Source organism: Chryseobacterium sp. GW821-FHT04C04 (assembly GCF_059420365.1).
On sequence record NZ_JBWKTO010000008.1, the window covers coordinates 1 to 19395 of the forward strand.

The window sequence follows — 19395 nt, forward strand, 5'->3', positions numbered from 1 at the left end:
TGTATAATGTATAATGTATAATGTATAATGAAAGGTACACCTATATATAATAGCAGAGGCTTTTTTAAAAACAAATATTTTTTATTTAAGTTTCGGCTAAAGCCAATAAGCTAGTTTTCTTTTTATTAAACGGGTTAAAACCCGTTTCTATTGAATTTTTACAATCTGGATGAATATTTGGATAAGGGTATCATGATTATTCGTTGATAGGATCATCAACCACAGTGAGCATGGATTTGCACAGAGGATGATGGATATAATATATAAGAGAGAAAGTTGATGATACAGAATGCACCTATTCATAACCCAAAACCTGGAATTGTAACCTTAAAACCAAAAAACCGAGCGCGAAAGCCGAAAATCATCATTCATCATTCATCATTCATCATTCATCATTTATAATTTATAATTACACCTCCCCTAGCCCTGATAGGAATGGTTACCCCCGCAGCTTAGCAAGGAGAGTTGGTGGGTTGGAGGGGTTGGAGATCGTTGGCGCGAGGAGTAGGAATGGATAGCAGGAATAGCTCCTAAGAAAGTTTGAGAGTTTGAAGGGTTTGAGAAAATTTGAATGTTTCTAAGAGGAAAGGTATGAAATGAAGTGTTGTTCTTTCCTAAGGGTATGTATGATAATTAAAAGAAACGTTTGACTAATACCTTATATATATAGTATCCTAATAGACATCCGATAGTGTCTGCTACGATATCCAGTGTTTCCATAGATCTCCCTAATCCCATTTCTTCCTGTAGGATTTCAGTAAGGAATGCATAGATAAGGATAATCTGAAAAAAGTATGAGAATTTTATTTTAGGGAATGCGGCAATGAAAGCGAAACCCAGCGCTCCAAATATGCTTAGATGCAATACCTTGTCGATCCCGCTGAACATGAACCAATATTCATTGTTTTCTTCTCCCGGCTTGAGAAGCATATAAGTAAGAAATGCCCAATAAATGGGCAGTATCTTACTAAATATTTTTGAAATCTTATCCAATGATTGCTTTGTAATCGTCTGCAGAAAGTAACTCTGACTGATCTGCCCCATCAGCAATTTCCAATTTGATGATCCATCCATCTCCATAAGGATCTGTATTTAACAGTTCTGGCTGAGCTTCTAATTCTGAATTAAACTCAATAACCTTCCCTGCAATAGGTAAGAATAGATCTGAAACAGTCTTTACCGCTTCTACACTTCCAAAAACATCTCCTCCATTAAGATCATCATCTACAGTATCTATATCTACGTATACGATGTCTCCAAGTTCTCCCTGAGCGAAGTCTGTAATACCGATTGTAGCAACGTTACCCTCGATTTTGATCCATTCGTGATCTTTGGTGTACTTTAATTCTGATGGTGTGTTCATTTTTAAATTTTTATTTTGTACAAATGTATTCAAAAATATAGTAGCTTCAAATATTGGAGATAAAAAAAGTCCTTCAAAACTGAAGGACTTTTAAGTTTGTATCATTTTTAGAATCCACCTCCGGAATCTCCGAATGTAAATGTGGCAGAAATACCTGCTCTAATTGTAGACAGCGGGAATGCTGTGGAAATTTTATACTTTGAGGTCATCTGTTCGTAGAACACTCTCAGGTTCAGATTCTCGGAAACATTGTAGTCTGCGGAAAGTTTGATATTCATCAATCTCTGTCCTCCCGTAACCTGTGCATCATTTAACAGGATATTCATAATGGATGTTTTACTGTCTCTTAATGAAATATCTCCTCTGATATTAAGGTCACTTCCTTTTCCTCTTGTTCCTCTTCCTCGGATATTCGCTGTTCCTAGTCTGAAATTTCTAATAATATATCCAAGTCTTACTACATATTCTGTATTCGCATCTTCAGTAAGAGTCTGGTTTACCAATCCCAACACCATCATTCTGGTTTTGTTATACTGTATCCCGAACTGCATATTGTTTCTCATGGTAACATCTACTCCAATAAGCGGTGAGAAAGATTCTACATATCCCACCTGTGCAAATGTATATGGATTGATTTTGTCCCCGGCATTTTTAATTACATTACCTGCATTATCCACGGTCTGATAGTATCCATTCGGGTTACCATGATAATCTACATTGCTTTGAATTCCTGTTGCGGTATAAGTCGCGGTATAAGCATGTAGAATATCAAACTTCGTGAACTGTCCACTGATCATTGGAATATTTTTTAACCCTGAATACGTAATTCTCCAGTTTGGTAATGGGAATCCTGACTTCTTCGGATTCCCCATTGGTGTCACCGATTTTCCTTCCATCGCTGCTCTAAAGGCAGGGATCAATACATAAGCATTTCCAATGCTATAATGCTGAGCAAATCCATTGTTATCCAATACAGCGCCTGGTCCTCCCAGCTGTTGTGAAAGTGCTCTTGCATTTTCCCTGATCGCCTGATAAACCGCTTGTCCATCTTTAAATGATGTACTAAGAAGCGATGTCGTATTGGAATACGTTATCATTTCGCTGGCAAATGTAAAATCCGTATTAGGAACCCCACCATTGGTATAGTTAAATCCTGTATGTGAGAAGTTACTGTTAAAGGTATGCAACACATTAAGATCTATTCTTAAATCATTCATCGGCACCACTTGTAAATCTGCTCTCAATTCTTTGGTAGACATCCTCACGTATGGATCTGTCATATAATTGGAACCACTCACCCATCCGTTTTCCATCACGGTTCTTCTGATATCAGCCTGTGATCCTAAAAGGAATCCAAGGGTTGGTCCTCCCAATGTCTGTCCTGAACCATACCAGTTTGGAGCTGATAATAATCCCGGAAGTACCGTACCGTTCGTTTCATTATAGCTTACATTCAATTGCTTGAAAGAAGTCAATAAGAATGCAGCGCTTTGAAATGGGGTAAGCTTATTTTTAAATTTATATTTCTTGTACCTGTATCTGTTCTTCTCCCATTGTTTTGTATAGACATTATTCAGAGAGTCCATCTCCTGTCTGCGTTTCTGAAGTTTAGCATTTATCTTTTTGAAATAGTTAAACTGTCCGAAGAACTTAGGAAGATCCGCTGAAGCTGTTGCCTGAATAACATTCGTATTCTGACCCACAGATCCTAAACTTGCTCCCTGATTAGTGTTAGGATCCACAAATCCAGTCAACGAAGTAGATCTTGCAGCCCAGTTGTAAGTAAATCCATATCCTACTTCTGCATCAATGAAATCCAGATAAGGAAGATACTGGAATGGCAATTTATAATTCAACTGTGCTCTGTGGTTATACAATACCGGCCTTCCCGCTCTGAATACATTTCCAAAGATCGACTTGTTGTCCATTGAATTTACATCCAGATTATCATTAAGGGTTCTGGTTGCAGAATTGATTTCCAGTTTTAATGATTTTGTGAAATTGAATCCTAACCCGTACTGCCACCCAAAGAAGAAGTTTCGGTTTCTGATGGCATCGAAATCACTGTTCATATTTCCATTCAGGATCGCCTCCACGTTTCTGAACTCAAGTTCATTGTAATTTCTATCGATTTCAGTTCTGAAAGATAATCTTGTAGGAATTGGATTAAAATTGAATTCCTTCACCCATCTCAGATACTTCGTAGATTTCGCAGTATCGCTGATCATTTTATTGAAAGGTTTGATAACCCACGGTTTGAACGTATAGTTATAATCAACATATCCTCTCAGATATTGTCTGTAATTTCTCTTGGTATAAATATCTCTGAAATAGTCATCGTTATAAACAGCCGTTACCGAAACGTTTTCGATATCGTAAAACTTAGGTTTTTTATTTGGATTTACTCTTTCCTTGTGCATATTCACGACTCCTATACTTCTCTGCTGAGTATACGTTCTCGCTACTTTTTTCAATTGTTCTCTGTTGGGTGCCTTACTGAATTCTACATCGGTATCCAGAGGATTATATTTCGGATCTTCAATGGTTTGTGAGTAAGAATAGTTTAAAGGAATTTTCACCCCTGTTTTTTCAGGAAGGAATTTATCTACATTGATCGCCGTATTAATGCTAAACGCTGATTGAGTAGACTGAGTCCTTTCTGCAGGTTTTGAATCAATATTTCCAAAACCAACGGATGTATAAGAAGCATTGGCATTTACTGTTGCCAGATCTCCCATGTTAAAGTTTAAGCTGGCATTTCCTGCATATCCACCATCATTTTCAATTTCAGAAAGACGGACTTCATTCACCCATAATATCCTTGTAATTCCGGCTCCTCCTCTTACATCTGCATTTCTTACCCCAATCATAATCGTGGTAATATTTCCTAAACTTGGTCTACCTTTGATATAAATATTCTTAAAAGGTTCCTGGTAGGCCGGATCCACTGTTCTGTCGGTAATTTTCACCCCCGATTTATCTCTTCTAATCTTAGCATCTACAAAGTTCTGAACATCAAAATCCACCTCATTTTCCATTGGCCAAATTTCCATAGGAGCTGTTGCCGTTGTAGGTGTCATTTTTAAAGATGATTCATATTCATAATAGTTATCAGTAGCATCACTTCCGAAACGGATAAAGAATTTGGTTTTCTCATCCATTCCTATTACTCTATTCAATGGATCATGAGCATGTACAAAAAGTTTCAACTTTTTATATCTTCTCATATCCAGTGTTGTATTCTTGAATACTCCTCTTGCTTCAGATTTAAGGTCATTTACTTTCATGTAAAGTGAAGCCTCATTTTGCCTTTGAGCTCCAGCATTTCCACTTAATACCTGTCTGTCAATACCTGGAGGCAATACATATGGGGGCTGATTTAAAGCATTCTCTTCAATATTCACACTTCCTACTTCAAAATTCGGATCTACCACTTCTCCTATCCCTTCTTCAGGACCTGAAACAATTGTACTGGCAATTTTATTGTTATATTTTCTCCAGTCTGATCTTACAAGATCCATTGTTCCAAATCTTAAAGTGGATGTTTGGTCGAACCCTGCCAACATTAATCTTGCAAATCTTACATTATTGAGTACCGAAGCATCATGTGTTCCTTCCTGCAGATCATACTTAGATACTGGAATTCTAAATAAGAACCATTTGACATCTGCAGTCTGTCCATTCTGAAATGCTGCTTTTACGGTCTTTACATCAACAATATTGTTTTGCCCTAATGACAAACTTGGCTGATCAAGCTTTACAACATACTGATTATAATTTTCAGTCTGATCAAGGTTGTAATCTTTATTGATATCTTCCGCATCCGGAGTTTGTGAAGCCACATTCAGAGAGTTTGCTTCAGAGTTTCCTTCAGGATTTCTGAAATATTTGTATCGTTCCACAACTGAAGCAGCCTGGCTACCCGTAAATTTATCAGAAAGATAAAATACAAAGTCATCCACTGCCGGGTCAGCAATATTGGTTACCGGGTTTACAAATGTATTTCCGAACCTCATGGCTTCCTGGTCAGAAGTAAGACCATCATACCCCGCATCCTGTACTTTTCTGTCCTCTCCTTCTGTAGAGAAAGCATATAAAATTGGTGGCTGTTTTGGCTGTACCCCCCAGGTCGAATTCGTAGTTGATGATGGGGTACCAGAAGTTGGAAGTCCATTTTCATACTGCATTTTTCCATCTTTCAAAACATCTTCTGATACGTTTCCTAAATGAAGTAAAAGTTTTGGATCGGTCCCCAATGTTTTACCATCCGCATAAGGATCCATCATCCAGAATTCAACGTATTCGATGTTTGAAGTAACAAAGTTTGGAACACTGATGGATCTCATAATCCCTGCCCATCTGCTCTGTGCCTGCTCCGTTACCGGGTTTACATTGTATGGTCCTTTTTCTTTAGGGAAATAAGAGATATCAAAAGTATTGGTAAAGGTCTGTTCCCCTGCAACGAAATCTCTGTTGTTGTAAATCTCCGAGTATTGTACTCTTCTTGAAGCGTGATTGGATACAGACTGAGGTGTAATTCCTGTAGGAGCTTTCCCTCCTACTCCCCAGAATCTAGGGTCGATATTATACCATGTTAATAGTCCTCTTCCATATCCGCTTGTTATATCGTCATTGGCTGGCACCGTATTAAACGGCGGCAGTGTATTTTTTTCCGGTTTTGAAGCCAAGCTCCATGCTGCCGGTTCTTTTAATGATATTTTGGAAGTTGTTTGCTCAAAATCGTCAATATAAGACTGGTTATTGGTCCCTTTATTCAGTCCAGGCATTAAATAAGCTGCTTCCATCTTAAAGTTTAAGTTAGATGGTGCTTCGGTTTTTACCATAGGAAGCTTATTGGTAAGCCTTGTCAGATAAGGAGCCTGATTGTTATACATCAAGTTGATTCCCGCCATGGTATTGTTTACCGCTTCCTGTCCGAAGTTTACTTTCTGGGTCAATGGAGACTCTGAGTAATTGATTACTGTTCCTCCTAAGATAAAGTTCTCACTGAATCGTCTCTCTAAATTTAATCCTAAGAATCTTTTTCTTTGGGTATTAAATGTCAATTGGTTTTCCAGTGAAATATTGATAGCCTGTCCGGACTGTTTTACATTTTCATTGATGATAGTAACTGTCCCCAGCATATAGTCTACGGTATAGTCTACCCCTTCGGTAAGCTGTACTCCGTTTGCTGCTACTTTTACCGATCCCTGAGGCACGTTTACTGCACCTAAAGAAATACCTTGTCCCTGAACTCCTTTATAACGGCCTTCCATTGTATATCTCTGTGAAAGGTTACTGGAAAGAACAGCTTGTTTTTGCTTGGTATAAAGATCCTGGAAAACATATTGAGGATCAAAAGTTCCCCCTAAAACCTTTTGCATATAACTTCCGAAAGGCTGTACTTTGGTAAAAATAACCCGCCCTGTTTCCGGTCTGATGGTAATCCCGTTTACAAAGTCGAATATTCCATCTCCTTTACTGCCATCTTTATTATTCTGGATGTCCCCATTCATATTAAGACGGTCCCAGTTGAATAATTTCAGTAAGTTCTGATCCTTTACAGGCGTATCCGGAAGGTAGTTTACCTTTCCTCCTGTTTTGGGATCTCTGTAGTATACATTCAGGATAAATCCATCCGGTGCTACCTGTCCTGCATCCATAGAATAGATATTCTTCATCATCAGGTCCCACATCGGAGATTGAGTGTTCACTTTATTGTTTACTCTCAATACTTTGGTAACAAGCACAGGGCTTTCTTCAGAAAACTCCCCTACTTTGTATACTTTATTGCTTCCGTTAACGGTATAGGAATATGAAACAGCTAAAAGCTGTTGGTCATTCAATTTTTGATTTAATGAAATATACCCTAGCTGTGGTTGAAAGGTAAATTCGTTAGCATTCAGTTTTCTGGCTTTTGTATTGTATATGAATTGCTCTCCATTATCATAAGGAGTGGGATCTGTCCCAATTACCTGTCCCTGGAAAATAGTACCGTAGTTTTTACCGGCTTCTCTGGATCCTGCTACTGACGAAACTGCATCATATAAACCGTTCAGTGAGTTATCCGGTAAAGTAACACCACCAGGACCTTCTCCAAGGTCTCTGATTCCGATAATACTTTTCTGATAGGCAAGATTACTGTTCCCCTGATCAAGTACCCATACTTCTAATCTGGTAATATTAATGGTGGAATTGATCTGTGGGTAATTAAGTAAGGCATCATCATATTTGTTCAAGAAATAGTGTCCTAAGAAGTAGTGCTGATTTTCTTCATAGTCAATAGCGTTGACTTTAAAGTTATTCATAACACCACCACCCTGTACTACAATATTACGAGCCTCACCCTGCTGTTGGGAAAGGACCACTGTTCCAAATGTTTTTCCTAGCTGGAATTCTGTTTTCACCCCAAACAGTGATTGCGAACCACGGATCAGACTGGTTGAAAGCGGCATATTTACGTTACCAAATTCAACTCTTTTGATGATTTTATCTTCTCCTCCTTCGTTGGGCTTATCTACATTTCCAAGGCCTTTGCTTTGAAGATCTTTCCAGCTTCCTTTTGCCTGCCAAACGAGATTCATTCTGTTTTCAAAAGCAAACCCACTCTGGGTATCATAATTGGCTTTTAACTGCAGGTTTTCCCCTACTTTACCCAATAATCCCAGCTGAATTCTCTGATCGATATCAAAGGTAAAGCTGGTCCTGTTTTGTGGCAGGATCAAAGGGTTATCAATTTTTTGATATAATCCGGCAAAGTCCAAAGATGCATACCCTGAAGGAATAATTTCAATTTTATTACCCCCGAAAATCGTTTCAAACAACCTGTTATTGATCAAAAGTGAAGGAATAAGTCCTTTCTTCCTTGCATCTGATCTGTCTCTTCTGAAAAGAAGGTTGTATTTATCAGATTTCTCCTTATAATAAGCTTTTGTCTGGGTAGCAAGCATATATTCTTTATACTCTTGCGGAGACATCGCTGTAGGAGGGCCTGTTATGGTATTTCCGATTTTAGGATATACATAGTACATCCCGGTTTTTATATCGTAATAGGCTTCGTACCTCGTAGGGTCGGCCACTTCATATTGTTTTCTTATGATCGCTGTATCATTCCGTACCTGCGCAAACGCGCTGACAGACATACACAGAAACGACAGGAACAAAAATATGTTAAGATGCTTACTTTTCGCCACCAAATGTTAAATATTTTTTAAGATTTGTTTAACCAATTCTTCTACCGAGATGCTTGGATTTTGTTTTATTATTCTATCCGCAATCTTCTCGCTCGCCCGCTTAGGAATTCCTAAAACTTCTAATGCAGATAACGATTCTTCCTTAATTTTATTATCCACCATCACAGAAATATTCGCGTTAGGATCACTGAATTTCTGTACTTTATCTTTAAGATCTACGATGATTCTTTCGGCAGTTTTGGCACCGATTCCTTTTGCTTTTTGGATGAGTGCACTGTTGCCTGAAAGTATGGCAGTAGCGATCTCATCAAGGCTTAGTGTTGACAGCAGAATCAATGCAGAAACAGCCCCTACTCCGTTAACGCTAATTAACAGATTGAACATTTCTTTTTCTGAACGTGTGTTAAAACCAAAGAGAAGATGAGCATCTTCACGGATGATCTGCTGGATAAATAAAATAGTCTGCTGATTCAAAACCAGCGTCTGTGAGGTCATCAAACTGATTCCCACGTAGTAACCAACCCCTTGTACATTGATTACCGCATAGGTAGGCGTAAGTTCTTGAACAGTGCCTTGTAAAGAAAATATCATTATTAATTTTTAAAACTCCCAAATATAGCAATTTAAACTAATTAATGTTTTCATTTCACGCGCGAATGATTTTTAACTTAAATTTCAAATAAGAATTCAATGAATTAACATAAAAGCAAAAGACTCCAAAATATGGAGTCTTTTCATGATCACAACACAGTTTAAAGTGTCATTTTTTAAATAAGAAAAATCTGATCAGAGCTTAGTGATTACTACTCATAATCTCAATTTTTAGATTTATTTTTTTTCTCTTCTTTGGGCATCAAGAACAGCAATCGTAGCAAGATTTACGATCTCGTCTACGCTTGAACGCATTTGAAGAACGTGTACCGGCTGTTTTAATCCCATTAAGATAGGTCCTATAACCTGTGCTACTTTCATACCTCTCAGAATTTTGTAAGAAAGGTTTGCGCTTTCCAGATTCGGAAAGATGAATGTATTTGCTGGCGTTGTCCCTAATTTTGAGAATGGATAATCGCTCAGGTGATCCGCGTTCATTGCAAAATCAGGTTGAATTTCTCCATCTACAATCATTTTAGGATATTTCTCATGAAGGATGCTAACTGCTTTAGCTACTTTCTTGGAGGTTTCAGAAATAGCAGCGAAGTTTTCGAAACCAAGCATTGCAATTCTAGGTTCAATAGCAAAAGATTTCACTGTAAATTCTGCCATTTTAGCAATATTCACAAGGTCTTCAGAGGTAGGGTTCTGATTGATGGATGTATCTGCAAAGAAGATAGGTTTCTTTTCAGACAGGATCATCATCATTGCCGCTACTTTGTCTACTCCTTTATCTTTTTCAATAACTTCCAACACAGGACGCAATACTGAAGTATAGTTTTTAGAGAATCCTACGATAAGACCATCCGTATCCCCATGTCTTAGCATTAGAGGTCCAAAATAATCTCTCTGACGAACATATCTCTTCGCTTTGTACTCGTTCATTCCTTTTCTCTGACGAAGTTTCCAAAGGGTTTCTCTGTATTTTTTTCTGTTTTCTTTCTGATCATCATCACTTGGATCAATGATAGGAACATCCAGAGTAATTCCGTAGCGCTCCATCTGCTCTTGGATGTATTTCTTATCTCCTAAAAGGCTTGGATAAGCAATTCCTTCTTCATAAAGAATCTGAGCAGCTTTCAATACATTGTATTCTTCAGCATTCCCAAGGGTAATTCTTTTCGGATTGGATTTTGCACGGCTCTGCATCATTCTTACCAATCTTTCATCTCTTCCCATTCTGTCTAAAAGCTGGTGCTCATACTCTTCAAAATCAGCAATCGTTTTTCTAGCAACACCACTTTCAATAGCCGCTTTTGCTACAGCGCTTGATACTTTTGTGATCAGTCTGTTATCAAATGGTTTTGGAATGAAATACTCTCTTCCAAATTGCATATTTTGAACGTTGTATGCTAAAATTACAGCTTCCGGTACCGGTTCTTTTGCCAAGTCAGCAATAGCATGTACGGCAGCAAGCTTCATTTCTTCATTAATTCCCGTAGCCTGTACATCCAATGCACCACGGAAGATATAAGGGAATCCTAATACGTTGTTTACCTGGTTAGGATAATCACTTCTTCCTGTTGCCATAATGACATCTTTACGAGTCTCAATAGCAAGATCGTAAGCGATTTCCGGATCTGGGTTAGCTAAAGCGAATACGATAGGATCATTATTCATGCTCAACAACATTTCCGGAGTCATCACGTTTCCTTTTGACAATCCCACGAAAACATCCGTTCCTTTTACTGCATCTTCTAATGTTTCAATATCTGTCTGAGCGATGAAGTCTAATTTTTCAGGAGTAAGATTTTCTCTTTTATGATTGATAACCCCCTTACTGTCGCACATCAGAACATTTTCTTTTTTCAGTCCTAATGAAATGTAAAGCTTGGTACATGCGATCGCAGCGGCACCTGCACCGTTCACCACCATTTTCACTTTATCAATATCTTTATTAGCAATCTGCAAAGAGTTGATCAATGCTGCTGCAGAGATAATTGCTGTTCCATGCTGGTCATCATGCATCAAAGGAATATTTAATTCCTCTTTCAGTTTTTGTTCTATATAAAATGCTTCAGGAGCTTTAATATCTTCCAGGTTGATTCCTCCGAAAGTAGGAGCAATACCTTTTACAATCTCAATAAATTTATCCGGGTCTTTTTCATCAATCTCGATATCAAAAACATTGATATCAGCAAAGATCTTGAATAAAAGTCCTTTTCCTTCCATTACCGGTTTTGAAGCTTCAGCACCGATGTCTCCCAGTCCAAGTACCGCAGTACCGTTAGAAATTACTGCTACCAGGTTTCCTTTTCCTGTATAATCGTAAACAGTTTCCGGTTTTTCATAAATTTCCATACAAGGAACAGCCACCCCAGGAGAGTAAGCCAGTGACAGATCTCTTTGAGAAGAGTGTGGCTTTGACGGGATTACTTCAATTTTTCCTTTGGGTTCTGCTTTATGATAATCTAGCGCGGCCTGGCTAAAGTTCTTTTCGTCACGATTGTTGTTACTTGACATAAAATTTTGTTTTTTGTTAAAGTATATATTTAATGTGGTAATCTACTAAGCTTTCAATTGGTTTCTGCACAACATGTCCCACATTTAAATTAAGTTCTGTAGCTACAGAACGTAGTATGTTTTCATAATAATAGGCAATAGAGCCGATGAAATTGATCTCGGCATCTTTTGCTTCCTCATAAGGAAGAACCTGGTATTCAAAGAAGTTTCTCATTTCTTCAAAAACCATATCCTGGAAATAAGGATGATCTTTTCTTTCGATCACAAATTTGGTAAAGTTTGCCAAATAGGCGTTTGGTCTTGGAGTATGATACATATTTCTCAATGCATCTTCTACGGTAAGCTGATAGTCTGCTTCAAATTCTTTGTGAAGGTCTGAAGGCAGTTTTTTCATGAAATATCTGCGTACTAATTGCTTTCCGATAGCACTGCCACTTCCTTCATCCCCAATCAGGAATCCAAGTGAAGGCAATTCAATCTTCAGATTTTCACCGTCAAAAAAACAAGAGTTTGATCCTGTGCCCAAAATACATACGATTGCAGGTTTTCCGCCATATGCTGCATATGCTGCGGCCATCAGGTCTTCCTTTACAATAATTTCTGCTTTTCCAAATACCTTCTGCAGTTCTTCTTCGATGGTTTCACAATTTTTTTTCACTCCACATCCGGAACCATAAAAAAAGACCTTGGTAATTGAATTTTTAACTGATATCAGATTGCTATTCTTCTGGATTTCAGGAGCGATAAGTTCTCTGTTGATAAAATTCGGATTGAAACCTATTGTTTCTGTTTTTAGAAAAACTTTTTTAAAGTCATCAAGTATTACCCAATCCGTTTTAGTAGAACCACTATCTACAATAGCAACCATATTTTAGATTTTAATTTAAGCTTGCTAAATTATGAATTTATCTTCAATTAGCATTTAAAAACAACCTGGAAGCTGTCTAAAATCATTAATGTTTAATCTCTGTTTTTTTTTCATTGAATTGTAAAAGCCAATCTTCTATTTCATCTTCCAGATAGGAAGTCTGTAATACCATTGCATTGATAAAATCATCGGGGACAGGTTCCCCGTTGGAGTTTTCAAGATTCCATAATTCGTTTGACATATTTTCATATTCAGAATACACTCTTTTGAAGCGGGAATTTTCTTTCTCAAGAGCCTCAATATTTTTCTGTTGAAGCTGGAATTTTCTGTATTTGTTTTGACGTTTCATACAAATATTATTAATAATTGGGTCATAAAAAATGGGAGTATATGCTCTTAATCGTGCACTACAAGATAGAAAAAACCATCAACACAAGGAGTTGAAAATGAATTTATTATCAGGTCATTATTACATCATTCTGAATATTAAAATTAGACATAATTTTTATTAAAAAAAATATTTTAACAACTTTTTTCAGTGTTTAACATATAGTTATAAATTTGCATATTCATATTATGAAGTTTTGTAATTATTGGCATTTTAAAACCATTATGAACAATCAGAGTACAGTAAGGTCTTCACCTGCTGAAATATAAACGCGCTCTCACTTCATACAATATGTACACAAATTTTTAGTTTTATATTAATTCAATGAAAGATATACTCATACGCCAGAAACAGGTTTTGTTCTTCATCATCGCAGGAGGACTGAGCGCTATTGTAGAAATAGGCAGCTTTAAGATTTTCAGCACCTCTCTTCCTCATTTCTTTGCAAGGGAAACCAACTTTCATGGTATACATTATCCTTTAAGCAATATTTTTTCTACGAGCTGTGGGATTATCACCAATTATTTTCTGAGTATCTGGTTTGTTTTTGAAAGAGGAAAGCATTCGAAGAAAAAAGAATTTGCTTACTTTATGGTCGTATCCTTCTTTTCAACATTACTCAGCTTAGGATTTTTCCAGATATTTTATAGTTTTATATTTAAAGACAATATCAATTTATTTTTTTATACCTTGAGCCCGGAAATGATCAGTAAAATTGCAGCAATATTGCTGGTTTCCATTCTAAATTATTCGGTAAAAAAGAAAGTAATTTTTAACGGTTAGGCTGTGACAAAAATTTTAAATTATCTATGGAGATTCTGGTTGCTGCTGTTGGCATTTTTTCTGACAGTTACCATTGGAATCCCGGTCTATATTTTATCTTTTAATAAAAAGCATTACAAGTACGGGTATAAACTTGTCAGACTCTGGTGTTTTGGAATGTTCTACGGAATGGGCTTCAGATATGATCTCATTAAACTTTCAGAACAGGAAAAGGACAAAAATATACCGTATGTCTTTATCTCCAATCATACTTCCATCATGGATATTATGCTTACCTGTATGCTATTACCGAATCATCCAATATGTTTTGTAGGGAAGAAAGAACTGGTAAAGATTCCTATTTTTGGAACCATATATAAAAGGATATGTGTCATGGTAGACAGAGCGAGTGCGAGAAGCCGCGCTGATGTATACCGGAGGTGTGCAGAGAAGATGGAGGAAGGCAACAGCATTGCTATTTTTCCTGAAGGCGGTGTACCTGATGACACTTCTATTATCCTGGATGATTTTAAGGACGGAGCATTTATGCTGTCTTCAAAACATCATTCTCCTATAGCTGTTTATACCTTTATCGGACTCAAGGAAATGTTCCCTTTTGAAAACTCAAAAGGCTATCCTGGAAGAGTAAAGGTGTATTTCAATGGAATCATTGAGCCTACAGATTCGCCAAAAGACTTAAAGGCAGAGGCTTATGAGAAAATAAAAAAAACCTTAATCAGGTATTCCGTTGAAAGGAAATAGTTATATTTGTTTGTGAAATCTATAATAAATATGTCAAATTATTCTAAACAAACCAATTGGGCCCAATTCATTCCGTTGGTTACTGTATTCTTCTTTTGGGGATTTGTAGCAGCCAGTAATGATATCCTGATCCCAGTTTTTCAAAAAGCCTTCAACTTATCACAAACTGAAAGTATGCTGGTCCAGATATGCTTTTATGTAGCATATACTGTAGGCTCTTTAATTTATATGGTCATATCAAAAAGCATTAAGCAGGATTTGATCAATAAAATAGGGTACAAAAACGGTCTTATTGTGGGACTTCTTATTTCTGCAATGGGAACCTTATTATTTTACCCGGCAGCCAATATGCATTCTTTTCCGTTAATGATCTCCGGATTATTTATTGTAGGGTTAGGATTCTCTCTTCAGCAGATTGTTGCTAATCCGCTCGCTATTGAGGTAGGTCCTACAGAAACGGGATCTCAGAGATTAACAATGGCTGGGGGAATCAATAACTTAGGAACGACAATAGGACCACTTATCGTTGCATTTGCTATTTTTGGTTCTGCAAGCGCAGCCAATACGGAAGCAAGTATCGAAAGTGTAAAAATACCTTATCTTATATTAGGAGCAGCTTTTGCTCTTGTAGCTTTAATGCTTAAATTTTCTTCCCTTCCTGCTGTAACGCCGACCAATAGTACGGATACAGATGATACAACTCCGGGAGAACACAGAAGTTCAGCTTTCCAGTATCCTCAATTGGTAATGGGAATGATCGCGATTTTCGTGTATGTAGGAGTAGAGGTTTCCACAGCGAGTAACCTTCCTGCTTATATGGAAAAAAACTTAGGATTTGAAACGAAAGAAGTAGCCCCTTACATCTCATTATACTGGGCATCATTAATGATTGGCCGTTGGACAGGTGCTGTAGAGGCATTTGACGTGAACGCAGGCTTCAAAAAGATCTTAAGATTCTTAGCGCCTTATCTTGCATTTGGTGTATTTTTATTCGTAAACGCGCTGGCTCATCATGATCTTTCTCCATTCTATGTATATGGATTTATCATTATTGCGATGATCATTTGTGATATCATGAGTAAAGGAAACCCGGCAAGAATGCTTTTAATTTTCTCATTAGCAGGAATTACAGCTCTACTTATCGGTATGTTCACTTCAGGTATGGTTTCTGTGTATGCATTTACCAGTGTAGGTCTTTTCTGCTCTACTCTATGGCCATGTATCTTTGCGCTGGCTATCAACGGACTTGGAAAGCATACCAACCAAGGATCCGGGTATCTTATCATGATGATTATGGGTGGTGGTATCGTAAGCTTTATACAAGGTTATATTGCAGACATTACAAATATTCACTTCAGTTATATCGTGGGGGTTGTTTGTTTTGCTTATCTTGCATTCTATGCGATCCGTGTGAGTGGGATTTTGAAAGCCCAAGGCATTGATCTGGATAAAGTATCTAAAGGTAATGGTCATTAATATAACAAGGAAAATATATAATAAGAAAAGATTTTGGGCAGGTGTATTACTTGCCCAATTTCTTTTATTTTACGGTTTCTCAAAATCCAACATGATGATTTGTTTTTTTGAAAGTTTCTTTGAGCTTCAGAAAGCAATACATCAGATGCTGTTCTACTGGATTCCGTTTTCTATGGGAGACCTTATCTATACTATATTGGGTGTTTTTATTTTGTATTATATAATCACTTTATTCAGAAAGCAACGAAGAAACGGTTCTATGATAAAGCTCCTGATTATTATTAATATCTTTTATTTTATTTATCAAATCTTTTGGGGGATGCTGTACTTCCAGACTCCTATCATTAAGAAGCTTTCAAGCCAGAAAGAACCGGATGTGGAAAAAGCAAAAAAACTGGCTCTTACCTATCTTGAAAAATGTAAGCTAACCCGACAGTCTGTTCATGAAAATGCTAAGGGAGTCTTTATCATCACAAATCTTACTGCTATACAAAAGGAAATTCTCGATCAGCAGGCTAAATTACCCTCTTATATATCAGATAAAAAAGCAACTCAAATATTAGCTATTAAACCAAGTTTATTCAAGAATGTCATGAGCTTTACCGGGATTTTGGGATATTATAATCCTTTTACCGCAGAGGCTCAATATAACTCTGAATTACCCCCTACTTTCATCCCTTTTACAACCGCTCATGAGAGTTCTCATCAGCTGGGTTTCGCCAGGGAACAGGAAGCTAATTTTGTGGGGTATTTAATAGGGATTCATTCCAGTAATCTGGAGTTGCGGTACAGCACTGAGCTTTTTACTTTAAAGAGTCTTTTAAGGTTCATTGTAGAGGAAGATCCTGAGTTTGTAAAAAATATTCTTCATCATTATTCTCCTGCTATGAAAAAAGACCGTGTTTATGAAAAAAGTTTCGTGTTCAGTCATCAGGGATGGCTTGATGACTTCTTTGGATATACCAACAATCTGTTTTTGAAAAGTAACCAACAGGAAGGCTCAGTCACTTATTCTTACTTCATAGATCTCCTCTTAAACTACGAAAAATAAACAAAAAAAAAGAATCGTATCAGGCGATACGATTCTAAAAACACAAATGATGAAAAAAAATTTATTACCTTGACTTGTTCCCTCATTCAAGGCGATGTAAAAGTACGACATATTTTATAAATACAAAAACATTTCTATCCTTTTTTAAAACTTTATGAAAACTTTATGATTTTTTAAGTTTTTTTGAGTTCATATCGAAACATCATAAATCGCAATTAATCCGAGATACACCGCGAAAAACATCAATTAAACACCATGTAACCTATAAAAAATTTAATAAATTAAACGATTGTTTAAATATATTTCATTGTACTTTATTCGATTTTTCACACTTTTAAAGTTGGAGTTATCATGCCAATTTTACATGATATCTCTAAAATTTGAGTCCAAAAAAACAGAGATATTTGGGTCAGAATGACGACATATATTTATCCTGTTTTTACCACAATTTATCCCTTGCAAAAACGCCCTATATTTTGTTTAAAAGAAGGCTCTTTTTGCTCCCAAAAGTAAAATTTAATGTAAACTTAACTCTGAAAGCTGAAAATATCTGCCTGCAAAAAACGATCCTCCATTTTGTCAAAAACATATCTTCTGAAAATCAGGTATTTTACTTAAAAACTTGTTTTATCAAGAAATAATCTAGCTCTGAAAACAGGGAAAATAAGCTAATTTTAATAAAAAAACATACTAAAAAATTTAATTTTAAATTCAAGTTTTGTAAAATAAAATACTGAGATTCAAATAAAATCTACCAACACCTGTTTATATCTCACTAATAAAGGAGATTTTTTTTTGTATATTTAAAACATCTGTGTATTTTAGATAAAAATATTAACATGATTTTTGACAAACTAATTAACCACCTAAAACTCGATAAACAGGAATTTATTTTCCAGTTCAACTCACATCCCAATTACCCATCTGCACTTGCCTTTAGTGATACACTCAACTTTATGGGGGTAAAAAATGATGCTTATGAACTTGACAAAGAGTATTGGGATGAGCTTCCGGAAGAATTTATTGCCATTGTTGAAAATTCATTCTCTCTGGTAAAAAAGTCAGGAAGCAACTATTCAGTATATTCAGAAAAGGCAAAAACTTTGGGTAAGGAAGAACTTTATACCAAATCAACAGACTTTGTGCTTTTATTTGAAAAAACAGAGAATGCAGAAAGCAAAACAGCTTTCAATTTCAAACCTGTCCTTTATTTGATTTTTGCTGCTGTTCTGGCCTATTCTTTTATAAGCCAAACGATCTATGAAGCCCTGTTCAATCTTCTTTCGTTAGCCGGCGTATATATTTCACTGGAAATTTTCAATCAGAAATTCGGAAATACATCCACTGTAATTGGAAGTATTTGTGGTGGTGGTGCTGCTGCTGCCAGCCAAACAGCCAATTCATGTGATAAAATTATAAAACAGGATAAAACAAGTATTTTAGGATTAAAGTTTTCAGACTTTTCTCTGATTTATTTTGCCGGGCTTGCTGTATTGGGTCTGTTTTTACCCGCAACAGCTTATATTGTAAAAGGATTTACTTTTGTCTCTGTACTTGCCATAGGATATTCTTTATACATTCAGGCATTTGTAGAAAAAACATTTTGTAGAGTTTGTCTCTTGATTATTTCAATCCTTGTAGGACAATTAGTCATCAGTAGTTTATTGTTCGAGAATCTCTCTTTCAGTATTGGAACACTTTTATTGACTGTTATTCTATGGGCGCTTGTTTTCTCTTCTATTATTTATTTTAATACTTTGCTTGAGCAAAAAGAAACGCTTCAGAAATCGAATGCTAAAAACCTTAGATTTAAAAGAAATTATGAGCTTTTCAAAAATCAAATGGAGCAGAACCAAAAAATAGAATTCCAGGATACTGAAACTTTCGCCGTTGGGAAAAAAGATGCTAAGCTTCGTATTTCCATCGTTTCAAATCCATATTGTGGTTTCTGTAAAGATGCTCATAAACTTGCAGAAGGTCTTTTAGAGAAATACCCGGATAACATCTCTTTACAGATGAGATTCAACTACAGCCCTCAAAGAGCTCCCGAAAAATACACTGGTCTTATTTCAGACTTAACTTATATTTATCATAACAAACCTGAAAAAGAGTTTTTACATGCTGTTGAAGAATGGTTTGAAACGAAGGATGAAAGCAAAATCAATGCTCTTTCCGGAGGAAATGTAACATCAGAAAACCTGAACCCACTGGTAGAGATGTCTAAGGAAAATAGTAATGCGGGATTAAGCTTTACTCCGATCTTTATCATCAACGGATATCAGTTCCCTGACAAGTATGATCGTGAAGATATTTTGTTCTTTATTGATGAATTAATTGAAGATGATGAGATTTAGTAAATAAATCTTATGCATTCAAAAATTTCACTATCTTAGGAAAAACAAAATAACCATCTGAAAA

The 19395-nt window shown here is 36.4% G+C and carries 12 protein-coding genes; 5 read left to right on the forward strand and 7 right to left on the reverse strand.

Annotated features, from left to right (window positions below):
• Window positions 1–633: 633 nt before the first annotated feature.
• The 7 genes from AC07UM_RS22370 to AC07UM_RS22400 all read right to left on the reverse strand — a co-directional run bounded on the left by AC07UM_RS22370 (window position 634) and on the right by AC07UM_RS22400 (window position 12887).
• Window positions 634–960: a VanZ family protein gene (locus AC07UM_RS22370; RefSeq protein ID WP_494685083.1), complete on the reverse strand. Its 327-nt coding sequence runs from the start codon at window positions 958–960 to the stop codon at window positions 634–636.
• Window positions 961–985: 25 nt separating this feature from the next.
• Entirely contained in the window at window positions 986–1363 is a 378-nt protein-coding gene (gene gcvH, locus AC07UM_RS22375) for a glycine cleavage system protein GcvH (protein WP_047373847.1), read from the reverse strand.
• 107 nt (window positions 1364–1470) lie between these two features.
• A complete protein-coding gene (sov, locus tag AC07UM_RS22380; protein WP_494684980.1) occupies window positions 1471–8505 on the reverse strand; it encodes a T9SS outer membrane translocon Sov/SprA in 7035 nt (2344 codons plus the stop codon).
• A 57-nt stretch (window positions 8506–8562) separates the two neighbouring features.
• A complete protein-coding gene (gene ruvA, locus AC07UM_RS22385) occupies window positions 8563–9147 on the reverse strand; it encodes a Holliday junction branch migration protein RuvA (protein ID WP_103233979.1) in 585 nt (194 codons plus the stop codon).
• 237 nt (window positions 9148–9384) lie between these two features.
• Entirely contained in the window at window positions 9385–11670 is a 2286-nt protein-coding gene (locus tag AC07UM_RS22390) for an NADP-dependent malic enzyme (protein WP_494684981.1), read from the reverse strand.
• Window positions 11671–11686: 16 nt separating this feature from the next.
• Window positions 11687–12538, reverse strand: a complete 852-nt coding sequence (locus tag AC07UM_RS22395) for a BadF/BadG/BcrA/BcrD ATPase family protein (RefSeq protein ID WP_494684982.1) — start codon at window positions 12536–12538, stop codon at window positions 11687–11689.
• Window positions 12539–12623: 85 nt separating this feature from the next.
• A complete protein-coding gene (locus AC07UM_RS22400; protein ID WP_124537083.1) occupies window positions 12624–12887 on the reverse strand; it encodes a hypothetical protein in 264 nt (87 codons plus the stop codon).
• Window positions 12888–13250: 363 nt separating this feature from the next.
• Here AC07UM_RS22400 and AC07UM_RS22405 point away from each other — a divergent pair, with 363 nt between their 5' ends.
• From AC07UM_RS22405 to AC07UM_RS22425, 5 genes are all read left to right on the forward strand, one after another.
• Entirely contained in the window at window positions 13251–13709 is a 459-nt protein-coding gene (locus tag AC07UM_RS22405; RefSeq protein ID WP_494684983.1) for a GtrA family protein, read from the forward strand.
• Between the two features lie 3 nt (window positions 13710–13712).
• Window positions 13713–14450, forward strand: a complete 738-nt coding sequence (locus AC07UM_RS22410; RefSeq protein WP_494684984.1) for a lysophospholipid acyltransferase family protein — start codon at window positions 13713–13715, stop codon at window positions 14448–14450.
• Between the two features lie 30 nt (window positions 14451–14480).
• Window positions 14481–15926, forward strand: coding sequence for an MFS transporter (locus AC07UM_RS22415; protein WP_494684985.1), 1446 nt, complete (start codon window positions 14481–14483; stop codon window positions 15924–15926).
• 91 nt (window positions 15927–16017) lie between these two features.
• Window positions 16018–16977: a DUF3810 domain-containing protein gene (locus tag AC07UM_RS22420; protein ID WP_494684986.1), complete on the forward strand. Its 960-nt coding sequence runs from the start codon at window positions 16018–16020 to the stop codon at window positions 16975–16977.
• A gap of 839 nt (window positions 16978–17816) precedes the next feature.
• Window positions 17817–19331, forward strand: a complete 1515-nt coding sequence (locus AC07UM_RS22425; protein ID WP_494684987.1) for a thioredoxin domain-containing protein — start codon at window positions 17817–17819, stop codon at window positions 19329–19331.
• Window positions 19332–19395 lie beyond the last annotated feature (64 nt).